The organism is Streptomyces sp. NPDC004111 (assembly GCF_042874215.1).
Classification (GTDB): domain Bacteria; phylum Actinomycetota; class Actinomycetes; order Streptomycetales; family Streptomycetaceae; genus Streptomyces.
In genome coordinates this window covers 80,500-97,339 of the sequence record NZ_JBIAMU010000011.1, presented here as the reverse complement: position 1 = coordinate 97,339, position 16,840 = coordinate 80,500, and the positions used below count along the sequence as shown (strand labels likewise).

The following is a 16,840-nucleotide window of genomic DNA, read 5'->3' as shown; positions in this document are numbered from 1 at the left end:
GAGTGTCAAGGCACCGGACAGCGAGACTTGGCGTCATAGACGTGGTGATGTACGCGAGGACGTGCCGGGAGGAGTCGATTCAATTGGCGATACGGGAGACGGGCAGCGGCCGGAGCGGGGCCCGCGGCGGGCGCGGTGCGGGCCGCCCCACCCTCGAAGAGGTGGCCGCCCGTGCGGGCGTCGGACGGGGCACGGTGTCCCGGGTGGTCAACGGCTCGCCCCGGGTCAGCGAACGGACCAGGGCGGCGGTCGAGGCGGCCGTCGCCGAACTGGGCTACGTACCCAACAGGGCGGCCCGCGCCCTGGCCGCCAACCGGACGGACGCGATAGCCCTGGTCGTCCCGGAGGCCGAGCACCGGTTCTTCGTCGAGCCGTACTTCTCCGACATCCTGCGGGGCGTCAACACCGCCCTCTCCGACACCGACATGCAGCTCCTGCTCACCATCGTCGGCAGCGACCGGGAACGCGGCCGGCTGGCCAACTACCTTGCGGGCCACCGCGTCGACGGCGTCCTGGTGGTCTCCCTCAGCGCGGAGGACCCGCTCCCCGACCTGCTCACCGAACTGGGCATCCCGGCCGTCATCAGCGGCCGGCGGCACGCCGACGAACCCCTCCCGTGGGTGGACGCCGACAACGTGACCGGGGCCCGCGAGGCCGTCGCCCACCTCGCCTCCCGGGGCCGCCGCCGGATCGCCACCGTCACCGGCCGGCTCGACATCTACGGCGCCCAGTGCCGCCTGGTGGGCTACCGGGAGGCCCTCGCCGCGGCGGGCCTGCCCGTCGACGAGTCGCTGATCGCGCCCGGCGACTTCACCGAGGCGGGGGGCCGGGCCGCGATGGAGGAGCTGCTGCGCCTCGACCCGCTGCCCGACGCGGTCTTCGTCGCCTCGGACGTGATGGCCTCGGGCGCCCGCCAGGTGCTGCGGGCCCGCGGCATCCGGGTCCCCGAGGACATGGCGATGGTCGGCTTCGACGACTCGTCGATCGCCCGCCACATGGAGCCGCCGCTCACCAGCGTCCGCCAGCCCATCGAGGAGATGGGCCGGGTGATGGCCCACACCCTGCTCGGCGAGATCGCCCGGACGGCCCTGCCGGTCGGCGCCCCGCGCCCGCCGCAGCCCCGGCTGATGCTGCCGACGGAACTGGTGCCCCGCGCGTCCTCGTAGGAGGGCCGCCCCCGGCGGAGCCGTGGCGTCCGCGGAAGGAGGGGGAGCGGGGGACCCGGGAAACACCGAAGGCCCCGACTCTTTCGAGTCGGGGCCTTCTGCCACAGGGTGAGTGACGGGACTTGAACCCGCGGCCACCTGGACCACAACCAGGTGCTCTACCAACTGAGCTACACCCACCGTGACCGGTCTTTTTCCTGACCGGCTGAGAAAAAGTGTACAGGGTTCGCGAGGGTGCTCGCGCCCAGGTTTACGCAGGCGCTCCGCGGGCCTGCCTCAAGCGGCTATTCGCCCCCCTCAGCAGGGACGACATACTTCGCGGCGATCTTCTTCGCGGTGTCCGAGTCCGGTCCCGGCTGGGGCACGAACACGGCCTCGCGGTAGTAGCGCAGCTCGGTGATGGAGTCGCGGATGTCGGCGAGGGCGCGGTGGTTGCCGTTCTTGTCCGGGCTGTTGAAGTAGGCCCGCGGGTACCAGCGCCGGGCCAGCTCCTTCACGGAGGACACGTCGACGATCCGGTAGTGCAGGTAGCTCTCCAGCTCCCGCATGTCCCGGGCGAGGAAGCCGCGGTCGGTGCCGACGGAGTTCCCGCACAGCGGGGCCTTCTTCGGCTCCTTCACGTGTTCCCTGAGGTACGCCATGACCTGTGCCTCGGCGTCGGCGAGGGTGGTGCCGCCGGCCAGTTCGTCGAGGAGGCCGGAGGAGGTGTGCATCTCGCGCACGATCTCCGGCATCGTCTCCAGGGCGGCGTCCGGCGGGCGGATCACGATGTCCACGCCTTCGCCGAGCACGTTGAGCTCCGAGTCGGTGACCAGTGCGGCCACCTCGATAAGTGCGTCGTCCGCCAGCGAGAGCCCGGTCATCTCGCAGTCGATCCACACCATGCGATCGTTCATGCCGTCACCCTATGGGGTGGAGCGCCCGCGGGGGCCCGCTGCGCGGACCGGTCCGCCCGCACCGGTGGCGCGGACAGCCCCGCGCACGACCCCGCGCGCCCCCGGGGGCAGCCGGAGTCCCGCCCCGTGGCAGCGCCGGGCGGGCGATGCGGACGGGTCGTTCCGGGGCAGGCGGAAGGAGCCGGTCCGTGCGGACCGGCTCCTTCCTGTGCCCTACCTCAGTCGTCCCGGCACGAAGGCGTCCGAGCTGGGCCTGCCGTTCTCCGACCCGCCGGCGACCGAGGTCGAGGCCCCGCCCGCCGGTGCGTGGGCCGCTGCCGCCCGCCGGATCTGCGGCGGCACCGCCTCGGTCAGTGGCGGAGTTCCGGCGCCGGCCCCGGGCCCGGCGCCGAGCGGCACCGGGTCGGACGCCGGACGCCGGGCGCGGTAGGCCGCCCGGTACGCGGCGGGCGACGAGCCGAGCTGGCGCCGGAAGTGGCCGCGCAGCGCGACCGGCGACCGGAACCCGCAGCGGCCCGCGACCTCGTCGACGGAATAGTCGGAGGTCTCCAGCAGACGCTGGGCCTGCAGCACCCGCTGGGTGATCAGCCACTGGAGTGGAGCGCTCCCAGTCAGCGACCGGAAGCGCCGGTCGAAGGTGCGCCGGCTCATGTACGCCCGCGCGGCCAGGGTCTCCACGTCGAACTGCTCGTGGAGGTGCTCCAACGCCCAGGCGACGACCTCCGCGAGCGGGTCCGCGCCGATTTCCTCTGGTAAAGACCTGTCGAGGTAGCGCTCCTGACCGCCGCTGCGACGCGGTGGCACGACGAGCCTGCGGGCGAGCGCGCCCGCCGCCTCCGTGCCGTGGTCGGTCCGCACGATGTGCAGACACAGGTCGATTCCGGCCGCTGTTCCCGCCGACGTCAGGACGTCCCCGTCGTCGACGAACAGCTCCCGCGGATCCACGTGCACCGACGGATAGCGCTTGGCGAGCGTCGGTGCGTACATCCAGTGGGTGGTGGCCGGGCGGCCGTCGAGCAGACCGGCGGCGGCGAGCACGAAGGCTCCCGTGCACAGTCCGACGATCCGCGCTCCTTCCTCGTGCGCACGGCGCAGCGCCTCCAGCGCCTCCGCCGGTGGTGGGGAGGTGATGGAACGCCAGGCCGGTACGACTACCGTCCCGGCTCGACTCATCGCCTCCAGGCCGTACGGTGCGGTCAGTTCGAGGCCTCCGGTGGTACGGAGTGGTCCTTCCTCGCCTGCACACACCAGCAGCCGGTAGCGCGGAACCCCTGCGTCCTGCCGGTCGATGCCGAACACCGAGAGCGGAATGGAGCTCTCGAAGATGGGTCCCCCGCTGAAAAGCAGCACCGCTACGATTTCCCGGCGGCGGCGCCCGGAGAGCTTCCGGGCAGCCTCCGACGGAGCGGCCAAGTCCTGGCTCATGGCGCTAAGCCCCCCTCGCTGGTCGCGGCTCCCTGTTCGTGACGGGCCTGTCGCTCCTGCACACTGCTCCTCGAAGTCGCAGTCCCTCTAGGTCCTGCACGGTTCCCCCGCCGTCGAATAACCCATGATCGAATCTACTGTGTCGCGCGCCGCCGCCGTGACAAGTTCCGGAACCGGCGTTATGTCGACATGGCAACTTGGCGCGAAGCATTCGATCAGGAAGCGTTTCACTCCGGGGCGCCGCAGGGAAGTGCGCGTTTCGCTCATGGCCCGTCCCCGTAGGGTGCGCGAGCCGCGAGCGGTCCTTTCTTCCCAGGTGGCACCGGGGTTGACCGTGCATCCCGCCAAGGGTGGGGTCGGTCCGGGAAGTTGGCTGAAAAGCTACGGGAGCGCCTGTGCGATCCCGTCACTCAACCGGCGCACCACCCTGCGTGGAGTGACCGCCTCCGGGAATCTTCACGAGTTGTTCCTGCGGTGTTGGACCGGTTTTGTGGCGATCCTCAAGCGTCCGTCCGGCGTCCGCCCCGGTGCGTCCCGGAACCGGTGCGGCCGTGCCGGCCGCGGTGGGTGCCCGGCTGGAGTTCCTCGGCGAGGTCGCGGGCCGCGGTCCGCTCGGACCGGCGCAGCAGCACCCGGCAGACGACCGTGACGACGGCCAGACCGCCCGAGGCGACCGCGGCGCCGCCGACGGCACCCCCGTAACCGATCAGGACGGCGGGGACGAGCAGACAGCTGAAGGCCGCCCACCGGACGAGGTCGCCGGCGGAGCCGGCCACGGCGGCGGGGTCGGGCGCCGCGTGGGGTGCTGTTTCGGACGAGGAGAGGGAGTGGCTCTGAGGCCCGTGGGATCCGTGGGAAGAAGGGGAAAGGTGGGATCTCTGGGGGCGTTCGGGTTCGTACGGCGGCGACAGGCGCGAAGGGGAGTGCGAGGGGCTGTGCACGGTGCGCTCCCTTCGGGGGTGCGGGGCGGGAACCTGATCAACGAACGGAGGGGCCGGACGGTCACGTGCGGGCGGCCGTACGGAGCAGCGGCCGGACGGCCGTCGCGCGGCGGGCGCCGCGCCGGGGCCGCGAGGGGCTCCGGAGGCCCCTGTTGCCCACCGGGGGAGGGCAGACGGCTGTACGGGGCAGCTGCCATTGCGATACCGGTCGGGGTCGTGCATGCTCCTGGAACGCCGCACAGGAGCGGGGGCTGGGCAGCGGAGGAGTGCCGCCGTACCCTTGGGGGTATGGGCTTGGGAAGATGATTCCCGGACAGCTCCACAGCTCTGAAGCTCCACAGCCGCGTTGTCAGCCCTTCTGAGGATCCAGACGCCGAGATAACCGATGGCCGGTCACGAAATTCCCGAACCCGCGGACCGCAAGCAGGTCGCCGATCCCAGTGTGGAGTCGAGCGGCGACCTCTATGCGCTGGAAGATCCGCGTCACTCCTGCGATCCCGCCTTCCGGCACGGTGTAGTCGTCGGCTTCGACGGCTCCACCTCCAGTGAGCGGGCGCTCGCGTACGCCATCGGCATGGCCAGGCGGCTCGGACAGGGGCTGATCATCGTCCATGTCGCCAACCGGCTGCCGACCACGGTCTGGGCGGGCTGCGAGCCGCCCGTCTTCGTCGACGTGCCGGACCACCGCACCGAGGTGCTCGGGCTCGAACTGGCCTGTGCGGACTACCTCGCAGAGGTGCCGTGGATCCTGGTCGAGCGCGGCGGCGACATCTGCCACGAACTGGAGGAGGTCGGCCGGGAGTACGAGGCCGACGCGATCGTGGTGGGCTCCACCCAGGGCATCGTGGGGCGCCTCTTCGGTTCGGTGGCGGGGCGGTTGGCGAAGCGGGCGCAGCGCCCGGTCGTGGTCATTCCGTAACGCCGCGTCAGCCCGCGCGCGGCGCACCCCTGTTGACGGTCCCGCACGGCAGGCGGCCGTGCCTGCCTCCGATCGCGGGGCGGCTCCGGTCCGGGACGGGAAGGGCCCCGCACGCGTGGTGACGCGTGCGGGGCCCTTCCCGGTGGCCGGACGGGTCCGGACTACTCGACGGTGACCGACTTGGCCAGGTTGCGCGGCTTGTCGATGTCGCGGCCCATGGCCAGCGCCGTGTGGTAGGCGAGGAGCTGGAGCGGGATGCCCATCAGGATCGGGTCCAGCTCGTTCTCGTTCTTCGGGACCACGATGGTGTGGTCGGCCTTCTCCTGCTCGCGGTGGGCGACCGCCAGGATCCGGCCGCTGCGCGCCTTGATCTCCTCCAGCGCGGCGCGGTTCTTCTCCAGCAGGTCGTCGTCCGGGACGATGGCGACGGTCGGCAGCGCGGGCTCGATCAGGGCCAGCGGGCCGTGCTTGAGCTCGGAGGCGGGGTAGGCCTCGGCGTGGATGTAGGAGATCTCCTTGAGCTTCAGGGAGGCCTCCAGGGCGACCGGGTAGCCGCGCACGCGCCCGATGAACATCATCGACTGGGCGCCCGCGTAGGCCTCGGCGATCTCCTTGATCTCGTCCTCGGACTTGAGGATCTCGGTGATCTGCTCGGGCAGCTTGCGCAGGCCCTCGATGATCCGCTTGCCGTCGGAGACCGACAGGTCGCGGATGCGGCCCAGGTGCAGGGCGAGCAGCGCGAAGGCGACGACGGTGTTGGTGAAGCACTTGGTGGAGACCACGCAGACCTCCGGGCCCGCGTGCACGTACACACCGCCGTCGGCCTCGCGGGCGATGGCCGAGCCGACCACGTTCACGACGCCCAGCACCCGGGCGCCCTTGCGCTTCAGCTCCTGCACGGCGGCCAGCACGTCGTAGGTCTCACCGGACTGGGAGACCGCGATGTACAGGGTGTCGGGGTCCACGACCGGGTTGCGGTAGCGGAACTCGGACGCGGGCTCGGCGTCGGCGGGGATGCGGGCGAGGGACTCGATGAGGCCCGCGCCGATCAGGCCCGCGTGGTACGAGGTGCCGCAGCCCAGGATCTTGATGCGGCGCACGCCGCGCGCCTCGCGGGCGTCCAGGTTGAGGCCGCCGAGGTGCACGGTGGAGAAGCGGTCGTCGATCCGGCCGCGCAGCACGCGGTCCACGGCGTCGGCCTGCTCGGAGATCTCCTTGTGCATGTACGTGTCGTGGCCGCCCATGTCGTACGACTCGGCCTCCCACTCCACGGTGGTCGGCGTGGCCGAGGTGGTCGAGCCCTCGGTGGTGTACGTGCGGAAGTCGTCGGCCTTCAGGGTGGCCATCTCGCCGTCGTCCAGGGTGACGATCTGGCGGGTGTGGGAGACCAGGGCGGCGACGTCCGAGGCGACGAACATCTCCTTCTCGCCGATGCCCAGCACGACCGGGGAGCCGTTGCGGGCCACCACGATGCGGTCGGAGAAGTCGGCGTGCATGACGGCCAGGCCGTAGGTGCCCTCGATGTGGCGCAGCGCCTCGCGGACCTTCTCCTCCAGGGACTCGGCCTGGGCGCGGGCGATGAGGTGGACCACGACCTCGGTGTCGGTCTCGGAGGCGAAGACGACGCCGTCAGCGGTCAGCTTGGCGCGCAGGTCGTCCGCGTTGTCGATGATGCCGTTGTGGACGACGGCGACCTTGCCCTCGGTGTCCAGGTGCGGGTGCGAGTTGTCGTCGGAGGGGGCGCCGTGGGTGGCCCAGCGGGTGTGGGCGATGCCGGTGGTGCCCGCGAAGCGCTTGGGCACCTTGGCCTCCAGGTCACGGACCCGGCCCTTGGCCTTGACCATGCGCAGGCCGGCGGCCTTGGGGCTGGTGATGACCAGGCCCGCCGAGTCGTAGCCCCGGTACTCCAGGCGCTGGAGCCCTTCCAGGAGCAGGGGCGCGACGTCGCGCTTGCCGATGTAACCGACGATTCCGCACATGTGGTTCTGTCCTCCGAGTGGTGTGGGGGTGCCCGTTGCCGCGTGCCGGTGCTCCGGCCGGCCGTGTCAGCCGTAGACGATGCGGCGCAGCTGGCGGAGCGAGAGCTCCGGGGGTGCGACGGCGCGGTGCGGCAGTTCGGCCGCGATCCGTTCGAAGATCTCCGCGTTCACCGCGCCGCCGGACTGGAGCTCACGGTGGCGGCGGCGGACGAACTCCTCGGTCGTCTCGTCGAAGTACGCCAGTACGTCGAGCACCACCCGGGCGGCCTCGCCGCGCGGCAGCGCGGTGGAGCGGACCAGGTGGTCGATGAGGTCGTCGTGGGAGTACGACGAGGAAACAGAGGGCGTACGGCGTTCGAGCACCCGTCGATACTGGGGGAGAGCGTGGCCCTGTGCAAGAATCCTGCCCGATATCGGGCAGGATTCCTTGTGATCGTGCTATTGGTATGGACTTAGTGGCCGGGTGCGGGGGTGGCCGGGGGTCTCAGAGGCGCTTGAGGACCGCCTGCTTGGCCGTGGTGAACTCCTCGTCCGTCAGGATTCCCGCCTGGTGCAGTTCGCCCAGCTCGCGCAGCCGCCGCAGCAGTACGTCGTGGTCCTCGGCGGCGGGGACGGCCGCCGGGCCCTCCAGGGCGGCCGGCCGCGCGTCCCCGGCGGCGACCTGGACCGCCTCCTTCTGTGTCGTCACGGGCTTGGGCGCGTTCGGGTGGGGCATCCGCACCGCGACCGCCGCCGCCGCGAGGGCCATCAGCGGGTCCTTCTTGAACCCGTACAGCTCCACGGCGTGCGGGTCGTGCGCCGGGGGAGTCCTGGTCGGCTCCCTGGTCGTCTGGAAGCGGAGGTAGCCCTCCTCCAGTCCGGCCGCCGGGAACCACTCCACCGCCACCACGTCGGACACCCGCAGGGTGCGCGCGCCGCCGGAGGACTTGGAGGACTCCGTCTTCCAGTTCCACTCCAGCCGGATCTGCTCGCCGTCGAAGACCACCGTGCCGTCGCCCGCGCCGACGGTGAGCGGCAGCGAGGGCCCCGGGAGCAGGAAGCGGTCCACCGGGCCCGGGTCGATCTGGTCCAGCAGCAGCGCGTTGCGGACCTCGTCCACGAAGTACTCGGCGACGCCCGTGCGGTCACTCTCCACGGTGAGGCCGTAGGGGTCCGACGCCTGGTCGAGCTTGCCGCCGGTGACCTGGGTCAGGGGGTCCGCGCCCTCCCGCAGCCGCAGCCGCAGCCGCCCGGACTTCCGGCCCGGTTCGAAGGAGATGCCCGCCATCGCGCCCAGGGGGACGACGAGTTCGCCCAGGGTGCGACGCAGCAGGGCGACCCCCTTGTCGCTGCCCGGCACGATGCGCACCGCGTCGCCCTCGAAGCTCCAGGTGCCGTCCTTCTGGATGATTTCCGCCATACGGGGGATTCTCGCACCGGGAAGGGTGCGCCGAGGGTGTCCGGGATTGGTCTACACCCTTGACCCGGGCGTTACTTGGACGGTAGCCATGTGTCCTGTTACGTACATGCCACAGCCGCGCCGCCCCTTCGAAGGGACCCGCTTGTGAGACACCGTCGTACGATCCCCCGACTGCTCGCCCCCCTGCTGCTCGTCGCGACGGCGGGCTTCGCCACCGTGGCAGCGGCCCCGCTCCCCGCCCCGGCGGCCCCGCAGCAGAACGGACCGGTGCCGCTCGGCCAGGTGATCCCGGCGCCCGCCTCCACGAAGGCGGGCGGAGCCGCGTACACGCTGAACCCCCGCACCTCCATCCGGATCGAGGGCGGCTCCGCCGAGGCGAAGAAGGTCGGCGCCTACCTCGCGGACGTGCTGCGCCCCTCCACCGGCTTCCCGCTGCCGGTCACCGGCAAGGGCGGCAAGGACGCCATCACCCTCCAACTCGGCTCCCGCGACCGGTCGCTGGGAGAGGAGGGCTACCGGCTCGACTCCGGCAGGCACGGGGTGACCATCACCGCGCGCAAGGCCGCCGGCCTCTTCCACGGCGTACAGACACTGCGTCAGCTGCTGCCCGCGGGCGTGGAGAAGAAGAGCAGGCAGCCGGGCCCCTGGCAGGTGGCCGGCGGCACCATCAAGGACGTGCCGCGCTTCGACTACCGGGCCGTCATGCTCGACGTCGGACGGCACTTCCTCAGCGTCGAGCAGGTCAAGCGGTACATCGACCAGGCCGCGCTCTACAAGATGAACACGCTGCGCCTGCACCTCACCGAGGACCAGGGCTGGCGCATCGCGATCGACTCCTGGCCGCGGCTGGCCGCCTACGGCGGCTCCACCCAGGTCGGCGGCGGCCCCGGCGGCTACTACACCAAGGCCCAGTACAAGGACCTGGTGAAGTACGCGGCCTCCCGGAAGATGGAGGTCGTGCCCGAGGTCGACATGCCCGGCCACACCAACGCCGCCCTCGCCTCGTACGCCGAACTCAACTGCAACGGCGTCGCACCGCCCCTCTACACCGGCACCGAGGTCGGCTTCAGCAGCCTGTGCGCGGGCAAGGACGTCACGTACAGGTTCATCGACGACGTGATCCGTGAGATCGCCGCGCTCACCCCGGGCCGGTACCTGCACATCGGCGGCGACGAGGCCCACTCGACCAGCCGCGAGGACTACGTCAAGATCATGAACCACGCCCAGGACGTGGTCGGCAAGTACGGCAAGAAGATCATGGGCTGGCACCAGATCGTCGCCGCGAAGCAGGCCAACGGCAAGGTCGCCCAGTACTGGGGCTACGACGCCACGAGCGCGGCCGAGCGGCAGACCGTCGTGGACGCGGCGAAGGCGGGCACCAAGCTGGTGATCTCCCCGGCCGACCGCAGCTACCTCGACATGAAGTACCACAAGGACACCCCGCTGGGCCTGAAGTGGGCCGGGTACGTCGAGGTGGACCGCTCCTACGACTGGGACCCGGGCAGCTACCTGACCGGCGCCCCGGAGTCCTCCGTGCTCGGTGTCGAGGCCCCGCTGTGGACCGAGACCCTGGCCACCAGCGACCAGCTGGAGTTCATGGCCTTCCCGCGGCTGCCCGGCATCGCCGAGCTGGGCTGGTCGCCGAGGTCCACGCACGACTGGAACACCTACAAGGTGCGGCTCGCGGCGCAGGCCCCGCGCTTCGAGGCACTGGGCATCGACTACTACCGGTCGGCCAAGGTGCCGTGGCCCGCGAAGTGAGCGGGTACGACGGCTGAAGGAAGGCAGGGGGTGCGCCGGGACCGTCCGGCGCACCCCCTGCCCGCTCAGGTGGAGGCGTCAGGACACCTCGTGCTCCTCGGGGCTCTCGCGCAGCCCGTCCTCGGAAAGACCCTGGCGCCAGTACCCGGTGAAGGTGACCCGGCGGCGGTCGAAGCCCCGCTCGTTCACGAAGTGGCGGCGCAGGGCGCGCACCGAGGAGGCCTCGCCCGCGAGCCAGACGTACGGGGTCCCGGCCGGGAGCTCGGCGGCGCCGATCGCCGCCACCGGGTCCTGCGCCCCCTCGCTCCGCACGAGCCAGGTGAACTCGGCGTCGGCCGCGGTGTCCGGCGCCACCGCGTCCTTCGGGTCCTCGACCGTGATCCACACCTTCGCGGGGGTCCCGGCGGGCAGCCACTCCAGCGCGGCCGACGCGGCCGGCAGCGCCGTCTCGTCCGCCCAGATCACCACGTGGTCGGTGTCCTCGGCGGGCCGGAAGCGGACTCCGGTGTTCTCCGCGACGGCCGGGCCGAGCACCGCCACCCGGTCGCCCGGGGCCGCACCCTCCGCCCAGCGGCAGGCCGGCCCGCCGTCCGGGTGCAGCGCGAAGTCGACGTCCACCTCGCCGGCCCCGGGACGCTGGGCGCGCACCGTGTACGAGCGCATGACGGCCCGTGTCCCCGGGTCCGCCGTCCGGTAGGAGGTGAACCAGTCGGGGTCCGACTCCGGCGGCAGCACCGGGGCGTCCTGGCCCGGGTGCGGCAGGAACAGGGAGAGCGACTGGTCCCGGCCGCCGGACGCGAACCCGGCCAGGCCGTCCTGCCCGTACCCGCCGAAGGTGACCCGCAGCAGCGACGGGCTCAGCCGCGCGGTGCGCAGCACGCTCAGGTGGAAGAGGCGGAACGGGATCGTCTGGTCGGACACGGGCGGCCTCCTGGCGGGGGAGCGGAAAAGGGTCTGGGTACGGCGACGGGGCCGGGCCCGGGGAGTTCGGGCCGGCCCCGTCGCGGTGCGGGAGGGAGCCGGGTCAGGAGACCTTCTTGGCGCTCTCGATCGCCTTGGCGAGGTCTTCGAGGACCGGCGCGCACTTGTCGTAGGAGTAGATCGGCTCGGTGGTGCGCGGAACGACCTGCCCCGCCTTGACGGCCGGGAGCCCGGCCCAGGTGGGCTTGTTCGCGATGTCCTTCGGCTGCAGGACCGCCGAGCGGTTGTCCATCATGATGACGTCGGCCTTGTACTTGCCGACGTTCTCCCAGCTCAGACCCTCGAAGAAGCCTGCGGCGTCCACCTTCGGCTCGACGAACTTCACGCCCAGCTCCTGGAAGTACAGGGTGTCCGCGCTCATCTTCGCCAGCGAGACGTAGAACAGGTTGTCCGAGGCCGAACCGATCATGACCTTGATCTCCGGGTGGGCCTTGGCGGCGGCGCGCAGCCGGGCGGCGGCCTTCTCGAAGCGGGCCTTGGCGTCGGCGGTCTTCTTCGCCTTGAGGTCGGCGCCGAGGGCGGCGGCCAGCTCGGCGTGGCGCTGGAGGGCCTTCTCCATGTTGGTGTTGGAGGCCCACAGGGCGACCGAGGGGGCCAGCTGGTAGATCTTCTTGGCGGACTGCTCGGGGACGTACCACAGCACGTCCTTCTCCCACATGTTGGAGATCAGCAGGTCCGGCACCAGCTTGGCGTACTTCTCGACGTTGAACTCGCCGTAGACGTTGCCGATGATCTCCACCTTGGAGATGTCCATGTCGCCGGCCTGGACGTCGGGCTTGCCGTCCTTGCCCTTGGTCGGGCCGAAGACGCCCTTGACCTCGATGCCGTAGTCGTAGAGGGCCGCGGCCGTGCCGGTGAAGGCCACGATGTTCTTCGGGAACGCCTTGGTCTCGACCTTGGTGCCGCGGTCGTCGGTGAACGACCAGGGGCCGGACTTCTCGGAGGCCTTCTCGGCCTTGCCGCCCGCGGACTTGTCGTTGCCGCCGCACGCGGCCAGTGCGGCGCCGGCGCCGAGCGCGCCGCCGACGGCGAGGAGGCCGCGGCGGGTGGGGCGGGAGAGGCGGGACTGGGAGGGCATGGTGGCTCTGCTTTCGTGCGGGCGGGAGCGGGCGGGCGCCAGGCTCGGAGGGAAGGTTAGCCTAACCTGCTCTTGGCCAGAACACCGCTGTCCGAATCGTGTCCCCCGGGGGCCCGCGCGGCCCGCTCCCGTGCGGAGCCCGCCGCCCGGAGGGACCCCCGTACACCGCTCCCGCCCGCCGCCCGCTCCCGCCCGCTCCCGTGCGGGCCCTGCGGCCCTACGCGCCCATCCCCAGTTCCCGGGCGATCAGCATCCGCTGCACCTCGCTGGTGCCCTCGCCGATCTCCAGGATCTTCGAGTCGCGCCACATCCGGGCCACCGGGTACTCGTTCATGAAGCCGTAGCCGCCGTGGATCTGGGTGGCCTCGCGCGCGTTGTCGACCGCGACGGTCGAGGAGTACAGCTTGGCGATGGCGGCCTCCTTCTTGAAGGGCTCGCCCGCCACCAGGCGCGACGCCGCGTCCCGCCAGCCGACCCGGGCCATGTGCGCCCGCATCTCCATGTCCGCGATCTTGAACTGGATCGCCTGGTTCTCGCCGATCGCCCTCCCGAACGCCTTGCGCTCCCTGGCGTACTTCACCGACTCGTCCACACACCCCTGCGCGAGCCCCGTCGCCAGCGCCGAGATGGCCACCCGGCCCTCGTCCAGGATGCGCAGGAACTGGGCGTAGCCCCGTCCCTCCTCGCCGACCAGGTTGGCGAGCGGGACGCGCACGTCGGAGAAGGACAGCTCACGGGTGTCGGAGGAGTTCCAGCCGACCTTGGAGTACGGGGCGGCGACCGTGAAGCCCGGGGTGCCGGACGGGACGATGATCGAGGAGATCAGCGGGCGGCCGTCCGCCTTGCGGCCGGTCACCGCCGTCACCGTGACCAGGCCCGTGATGTCGGTGCCGGAGTTGGTGATGAAGCACTTGGAGCCGTTGATCACCCACTCGTCGCCGTCCCGGACCGCCGTCGTGCGGGTGCCGCCCGCGTCCGAGCCGCCCTCCGGCTCGGTCAGCCCGAACGAGCCCAGGATCTCGCCCGAGCACATCCGCGGCAGCCACTCCCGCTTCTGCTCCTCGGTGCCGAACAGGTGCAGCGGCATGGCGCCCAGCGAGACGCCCGCCTCCAGGGTGATGGCGACGGAGGAGTCGACCCGGGCGAGTTCCTCCAGGGCGATGCCGAGCGCGAGGTAGTCGCCGCCCATGCCGCCGTACTCCTCCGGGAAGGGCAGACCGAAGAGCCCCATCCGGCCCATCTCGCGGACGATCTCGTAGGGGAACTCGTGGCGCTCGTAGAGGTCGCCGATCTTCGGGGCGACCACGTCGTGCGCGAACGCCTCGACGGTGCGGCGCAGTTCTTCGTGCTCGGGGGAGAGGTGGTGGTCCATGCGGATTCAGTCCTTGTGGGAGAGGGCGCGGACGGTACGGGAGGGGCTGGGCCGGCCCAGCTGTTCGGCCATCCACACGCTGGTGGCGGTGAGCAGGCCGAGGTCGACGCCGGTTTCGATACCGAGGCCGTGGAGCATCCACACCAGGTCCTCGGTGGCGAGGTTGCCGGTGGCGGACTTGGCGTACGGGCAGCCGCCGAGGCCGCCGGCGGAGGCGTCGACGGTGGTGACGCCGTGCCGCAGGGCGGCCAGGGTGTTGGCGAGGGCCTGGCCGTAGGTGTCGTGGAAGTGGACGCCGATCCGGTCGGTGGGGATGCCGGCCCCGTTCAGGCCGGTCAGCAGGGCGGCGACCTGGCCGGGGGTGGCGACGCCGATGGTGTCGCCGAGGCTCAGTTCGTCGCAGCCCATGTCGATCAGGCGGCGGCAGACCGCGACCACCTGGTCGGCGGGCACCGGGCCCTCCCAGGGGTCGCCGAAGCACATCGAGAGGTAGCCCCGCACGTGCGCCCCGGCCTCGCGGGCGCGGGTCACCACCGGCTCGAACATGGCCAGGGCCTCGTCGACGGTGCGGTTGAGGTTGGCCTTGGCGAAGGACTCGGTGGCGCTGGCGAACACGGCGACGTCACGGGCGCCGAGCGCGAGGGCGCGGCTCAGACCGCGCTCGTTCGGCACCAGGACCGGCAGCCGGACCCCGTCCAGGTCGGCCAGCAGCGGGAACAGGGCCTCCGCGTCCGCCAGTTGGGGCACCCACTTGGGGTGGACGAAGCTGGTGGCCTCGACGGTGCCGAGCCCGGCCCCCGCCAGCCTGCGGACGAACTCGGCCTTGGTCGCGGTCGGAACGGCGGTCTTCTCGTTCTGGAGCCCGTCGCGCGCGCCGACCTCGTAGATCCGTACACGGGTGGGGAGCCGGGGGTCGCGTACGGGCATGGGCAGACCGGTGGTCATGACGCCTCCTCGGGGGTCGCACCGGAAGCGGTCTCCTCGTCGGGGAGGACCACCGCCAGCACCTGGTCCATCGCGACGGTGGCGCCCGCCTTGACGTCGAGCTCGGTGACGGTGCCCGCGTGCGGGGCCGAGATGACGTGCTCCATCTTCATCGCCTCCACCACCAACAGGCTCTGCCCCGCCGTCACCTGGTCGCCGACGGCGACCTTGACGACGGTGACGGTGCCGGGCATCGGTGCGGTCAGCGCGTCCGCGCCGGAGTGGGCGGCGCCGGTGAGGGAGGCGGCGACGGGGTCGTACGTCTGGACGTGCCAGGCGTCGCCGTCCCTGCCCAGCCAGACGCCGTCCGGCGAGAGGGCGGTGCGGAAGGTGTGGGTGAGGCCGTCCAGTTCGACGGTCACCCGCCCGTCCGCCACCCGGTGGACGCCCCGTGACCGGTGCGCGACGGGGTCGAGCCCGGGTGCGCGCAGCCAGTGCGTCACCGGAGCGGGCGCCGAGCCCAGCCGCCACCCGCTGGGCACGGAGAACGGGTCGATCCAGCCCGTGGCGTCCGGGCGCGGCGCGCGGGCCGCCCCGGCGAGGGCCGCCGCCGCCTCGTACGCCTCCTCGGGCACGCCGTCGCCGACCAGCGAGTCCGCCTCCCGCTCCACCAGGCCGGTGTCCAGGTTCCCGGCGACCACGTCCGGGTGGGCCAGCAGTCTGCGCAGGAAGCCCGCGTTGGTCTGCACGCCCAGCGTCACGGTGTCGGCGAGCGCCGCGCGCAGCCTGCGCAGGGCGCTCTCCCGGTCCGGGCCGTAGGCGATGACCTTCGACAGCATCGGGTCGTACAGGCTGCCGATCTCCGTGCCCTCCGAGAGGCCCGAGTCCGTCCGCACGCCGGCGCCCTGCGGCTCGTGGAGCGCGAGGATCGTGCCGCCGGACGGCAGGAAGCCGCGGGACGGGTCCTCGGCGCAGATCCGGGCCTCTACGGCGTGGCCGGTGAGGGTGATGTCGCGCTGCGCGAAGGCGAGTTCGGTGCCGGAGGCCACCTTGAGCTGCCACTCCACCAGGTCCACGCCGGTGATCAGCTCGGTGACCGGGTGCTCGACCTGGAGGCGGGTGTTCATCTCCATGAAGTAGTACGAGGAGGGGTCGGCGCCCGGGACGATGAACTCGACCGTGCCCGCGCCCGAGTAGCCGCAGGACCGGGCCGCCTCGCAGGCCGCCTCGCCCATCGCGGCGCGGGTCTCCTCGTCGAGGAGGACGCTCGGGGCCTCCTCGATGATCTTCTGGTGGCGGCGCTGGAGCGAGCACTCGCGCTCGCCGAGGTGGACCACGTTGCCGTGGCCGTCGGCCAGCACCTGGATCTCGATGTGCCGGGGGCGGTCGATCCACCGCTCCACCAGCAGGGTGTCGTCGCCGAAGGAGGAGCGGGCCTCGCGGCGGGCGGCGGCGATCTCGTCGGCGAGCACGGCCTCGTCGCGGACCAGGCGCATCCCCTTGCCGCCGCCACCGGCGGACGGCTTGAGGAGGACCGGCATGCCGATCTCCCGTGCCGCCGAAGCGAGCTGATCGTCCGTCAATCCGCTGCCGCTGGACCCGGGGACCACCGGGACGCCGGCCGCCCGTACCGTCTCCTTGGCGCGGATCTTGTCGCCCATCAGGGAGATCGCGGCGGCGGACGGGCCGATGAAGACCAGGCCCGCGTCCGCGCAGGCCTGGGCGAACTCCGCGTTCTCGGCTAGGAATCCGTAACCGGGGTGGACGGCCTGCGCGCCGGAGCGCCGGGCCGCCTCGATCAGCCGGTCGGCGCGCAGATAGCTCTCCGAGGCCGCCGGGGGGCCGATGCGCACCGCCGTGTCGGCCTCGCGCACGTGCCGCGCGTCCGCGTCCGCGTCGCTGAAGACGGCCACCGAGCGGATGCCCAGCTCGCGCAGCGTACGGATGACGCGGACCGCGATCTCGCCGCGGTTGGCGACCAGAACCGTGTCAAACATGG

14 protein-coding genes and 1 tRNA gene are annotated in these 16,840 nt (G+C 71.9%); 3 read left to right on the top strand and 12 right to left on the bottom strand.

Annotated elements, in window-relative coordinates; translation table 11 throughout:
* Positions 1-83: 83 nt before the first annotated feature.
* A complete protein-coding gene (locus ACFYVL_RS22050) occupies positions 84-1,166 on the top strand; it encodes a LacI family DNA-binding transcriptional regulator (RefSeq protein WP_389247299.1) in 1,083 nt (360 codons plus the stop codon).
* 107 nt (positions 1,167-1,273) lie between these two features.
* Here the strand turns inward: ACFYVL_RS22050 and ACFYVL_RS22045 are convergent.
* From ACFYVL_RS22045 to ACFYVL_RS22030, 4 genes are all read right to left on the bottom strand, one after another.
* Positions 1,274-1,346: transfer RNA gene (locus ACFYVL_RS22045), tRNA-His, on the bottom strand.
* A 104-nt stretch (positions 1,347-1,450) separates the two neighbouring features.
* A complete protein-coding gene (gene orn, locus ACFYVL_RS22040) occupies positions 1,451-2,062 on the bottom strand; it encodes an oligoribonuclease (RefSeq protein WP_389247296.1) in 612 nt (203 codons plus the stop codon).
* A gap of 213 nt (positions 2,063-2,275) precedes the next feature.
* Complete coding sequence (locus ACFYVL_RS22035) at positions 2,276-3,487, bottom strand: helix-turn-helix domain-containing protein (RefSeq protein ID WP_389247294.1); 1,212 nt, start codon at positions 3,485-3,487, stop codon at positions 2,276-2,278.
* 500 nt (positions 3,488-3,987) lie between these two features.
* A complete protein-coding gene (locus ACFYVL_RS22030; RefSeq protein WP_389247292.1) occupies positions 3,988-4,263 on the bottom strand; it encodes a hypothetical protein in 276 nt (91 codons plus the stop codon).
* A gap of 550 nt (positions 4,264-4,813) precedes the next feature.
* On the opposite strand from ACFYVL_RS22030, the gene ACFYVL_RS22025 reads away from it, so the two are divergent.
* The gene (locus ACFYVL_RS22025) at positions 4,814-5,347 is read left to right on the top strand and encodes a universal stress protein (protein WP_389247291.1); all 534 of its coding nucleotides are present in this window, start codon (positions 4,814-4,816) and stop codon (positions 5,345-5,347) included.
* A 161-nt stretch (positions 5,348-5,508) separates the two neighbouring features.
* On the opposite strand, the gene glmS is transcribed toward ACFYVL_RS22025, so the two are convergent.
* From glmS to ACFYVL_RS22010, 3 genes are all read right to left on the bottom strand, one after another.
* Positions 5,509-7,326, bottom strand: a complete 1,818-nt coding sequence (glmS, locus tag ACFYVL_RS22020; protein WP_389247289.1) for a glutamine--fructose-6-phosphate transaminase (isomerizing) — start codon at positions 7,324-7,326, stop codon at positions 5,509-5,511.
* Between the two features lie 66 nt (positions 7,327-7,392).
* Positions 7,393-7,689, bottom strand: coding sequence for a hypothetical protein (locus ACFYVL_RS22015; RefSeq protein WP_389247287.1), 297 nt, complete (start codon positions 7,687-7,689; stop codon positions 7,393-7,395).
* Between the two features lie 121 nt (positions 7,690-7,810).
* Complete coding sequence (locus tag ACFYVL_RS22010; RefSeq protein WP_389247285.1) at positions 7,811-8,725, bottom strand: DUF4429 domain-containing protein; 915 nt, start codon at positions 8,723-8,725, stop codon at positions 7,811-7,813.
* A 144-nt stretch (positions 8,726-8,869) separates the two neighbouring features.
* Here ACFYVL_RS22010 and ACFYVL_RS22005 point away from each other — a divergent pair, with 144 nt between their 5' ends.
* Entirely contained in the window at positions 8,870-10,486 is a 1,617-nt protein-coding gene (locus ACFYVL_RS22005) for a beta-N-acetylhexosaminidase (RefSeq protein ID WP_389247284.1), read from the top strand.
* Positions 10,487-10,564: 78 nt separating this feature from the next.
* Here ACFYVL_RS22005 and ACFYVL_RS22000 read toward each other — a convergent pair whose 3' ends face one another.
* From ACFYVL_RS22000 to ACFYVL_RS21980, 5 genes are all read right to left on the bottom strand, one after another.
* Positions 10,565-11,407 carry a siderophore-interacting protein gene (locus tag ACFYVL_RS22000; RefSeq protein ID WP_389247282.1) on the bottom strand — a complete coding sequence of 281 codons (843 nt, stop codon included), beginning with the start codon at positions 11,405-11,407 and terminating at the stop codon, positions 10,565-10,567.
* A gap of 103 nt (positions 11,408-11,510) precedes the next feature.
* A complete protein-coding gene (locus ACFYVL_RS21995) occupies positions 11,511-12,545 on the bottom strand; it encodes an ABC transporter substrate-binding protein (protein ID WP_389247280.1) in 1,035 nt (344 codons plus the stop codon).
* A gap of 217 nt (positions 12,546-12,762) precedes the next feature.
* Positions 12,763-13,923, bottom strand: a complete 1,161-nt coding sequence (locus ACFYVL_RS21990; protein ID WP_389247672.1) for an acyl-CoA dehydrogenase family protein — start codon at positions 13,921-13,923, stop codon at positions 12,763-12,765.
* Complete coding sequence (locus ACFYVL_RS21985) at positions 13,924-14,862, bottom strand: hydroxymethylglutaryl-CoA lyase (RefSeq protein WP_389247279.1); 939 nt, start codon at positions 14,860-14,862, stop codon at positions 13,924-13,926.
* Positions 14,859-16,838 carry an acetyl/propionyl/methylcrotonyl-CoA carboxylase subunit alpha gene (locus ACFYVL_RS21980; protein WP_389247670.1) on the bottom strand — a complete coding sequence of 660 codons (1,980 nt, stop codon included), beginning with the start codon at positions 16,836-16,838 and terminating at the stop codon, positions 14,859-14,861. The genes ACFYVL_RS21985 and ACFYVL_RS21980 overlap by 4 nt, the downstream gene beginning before the upstream one ends.
* Between the last annotated feature and the right edge of the window lie 2 nt (positions 16,839-16,840).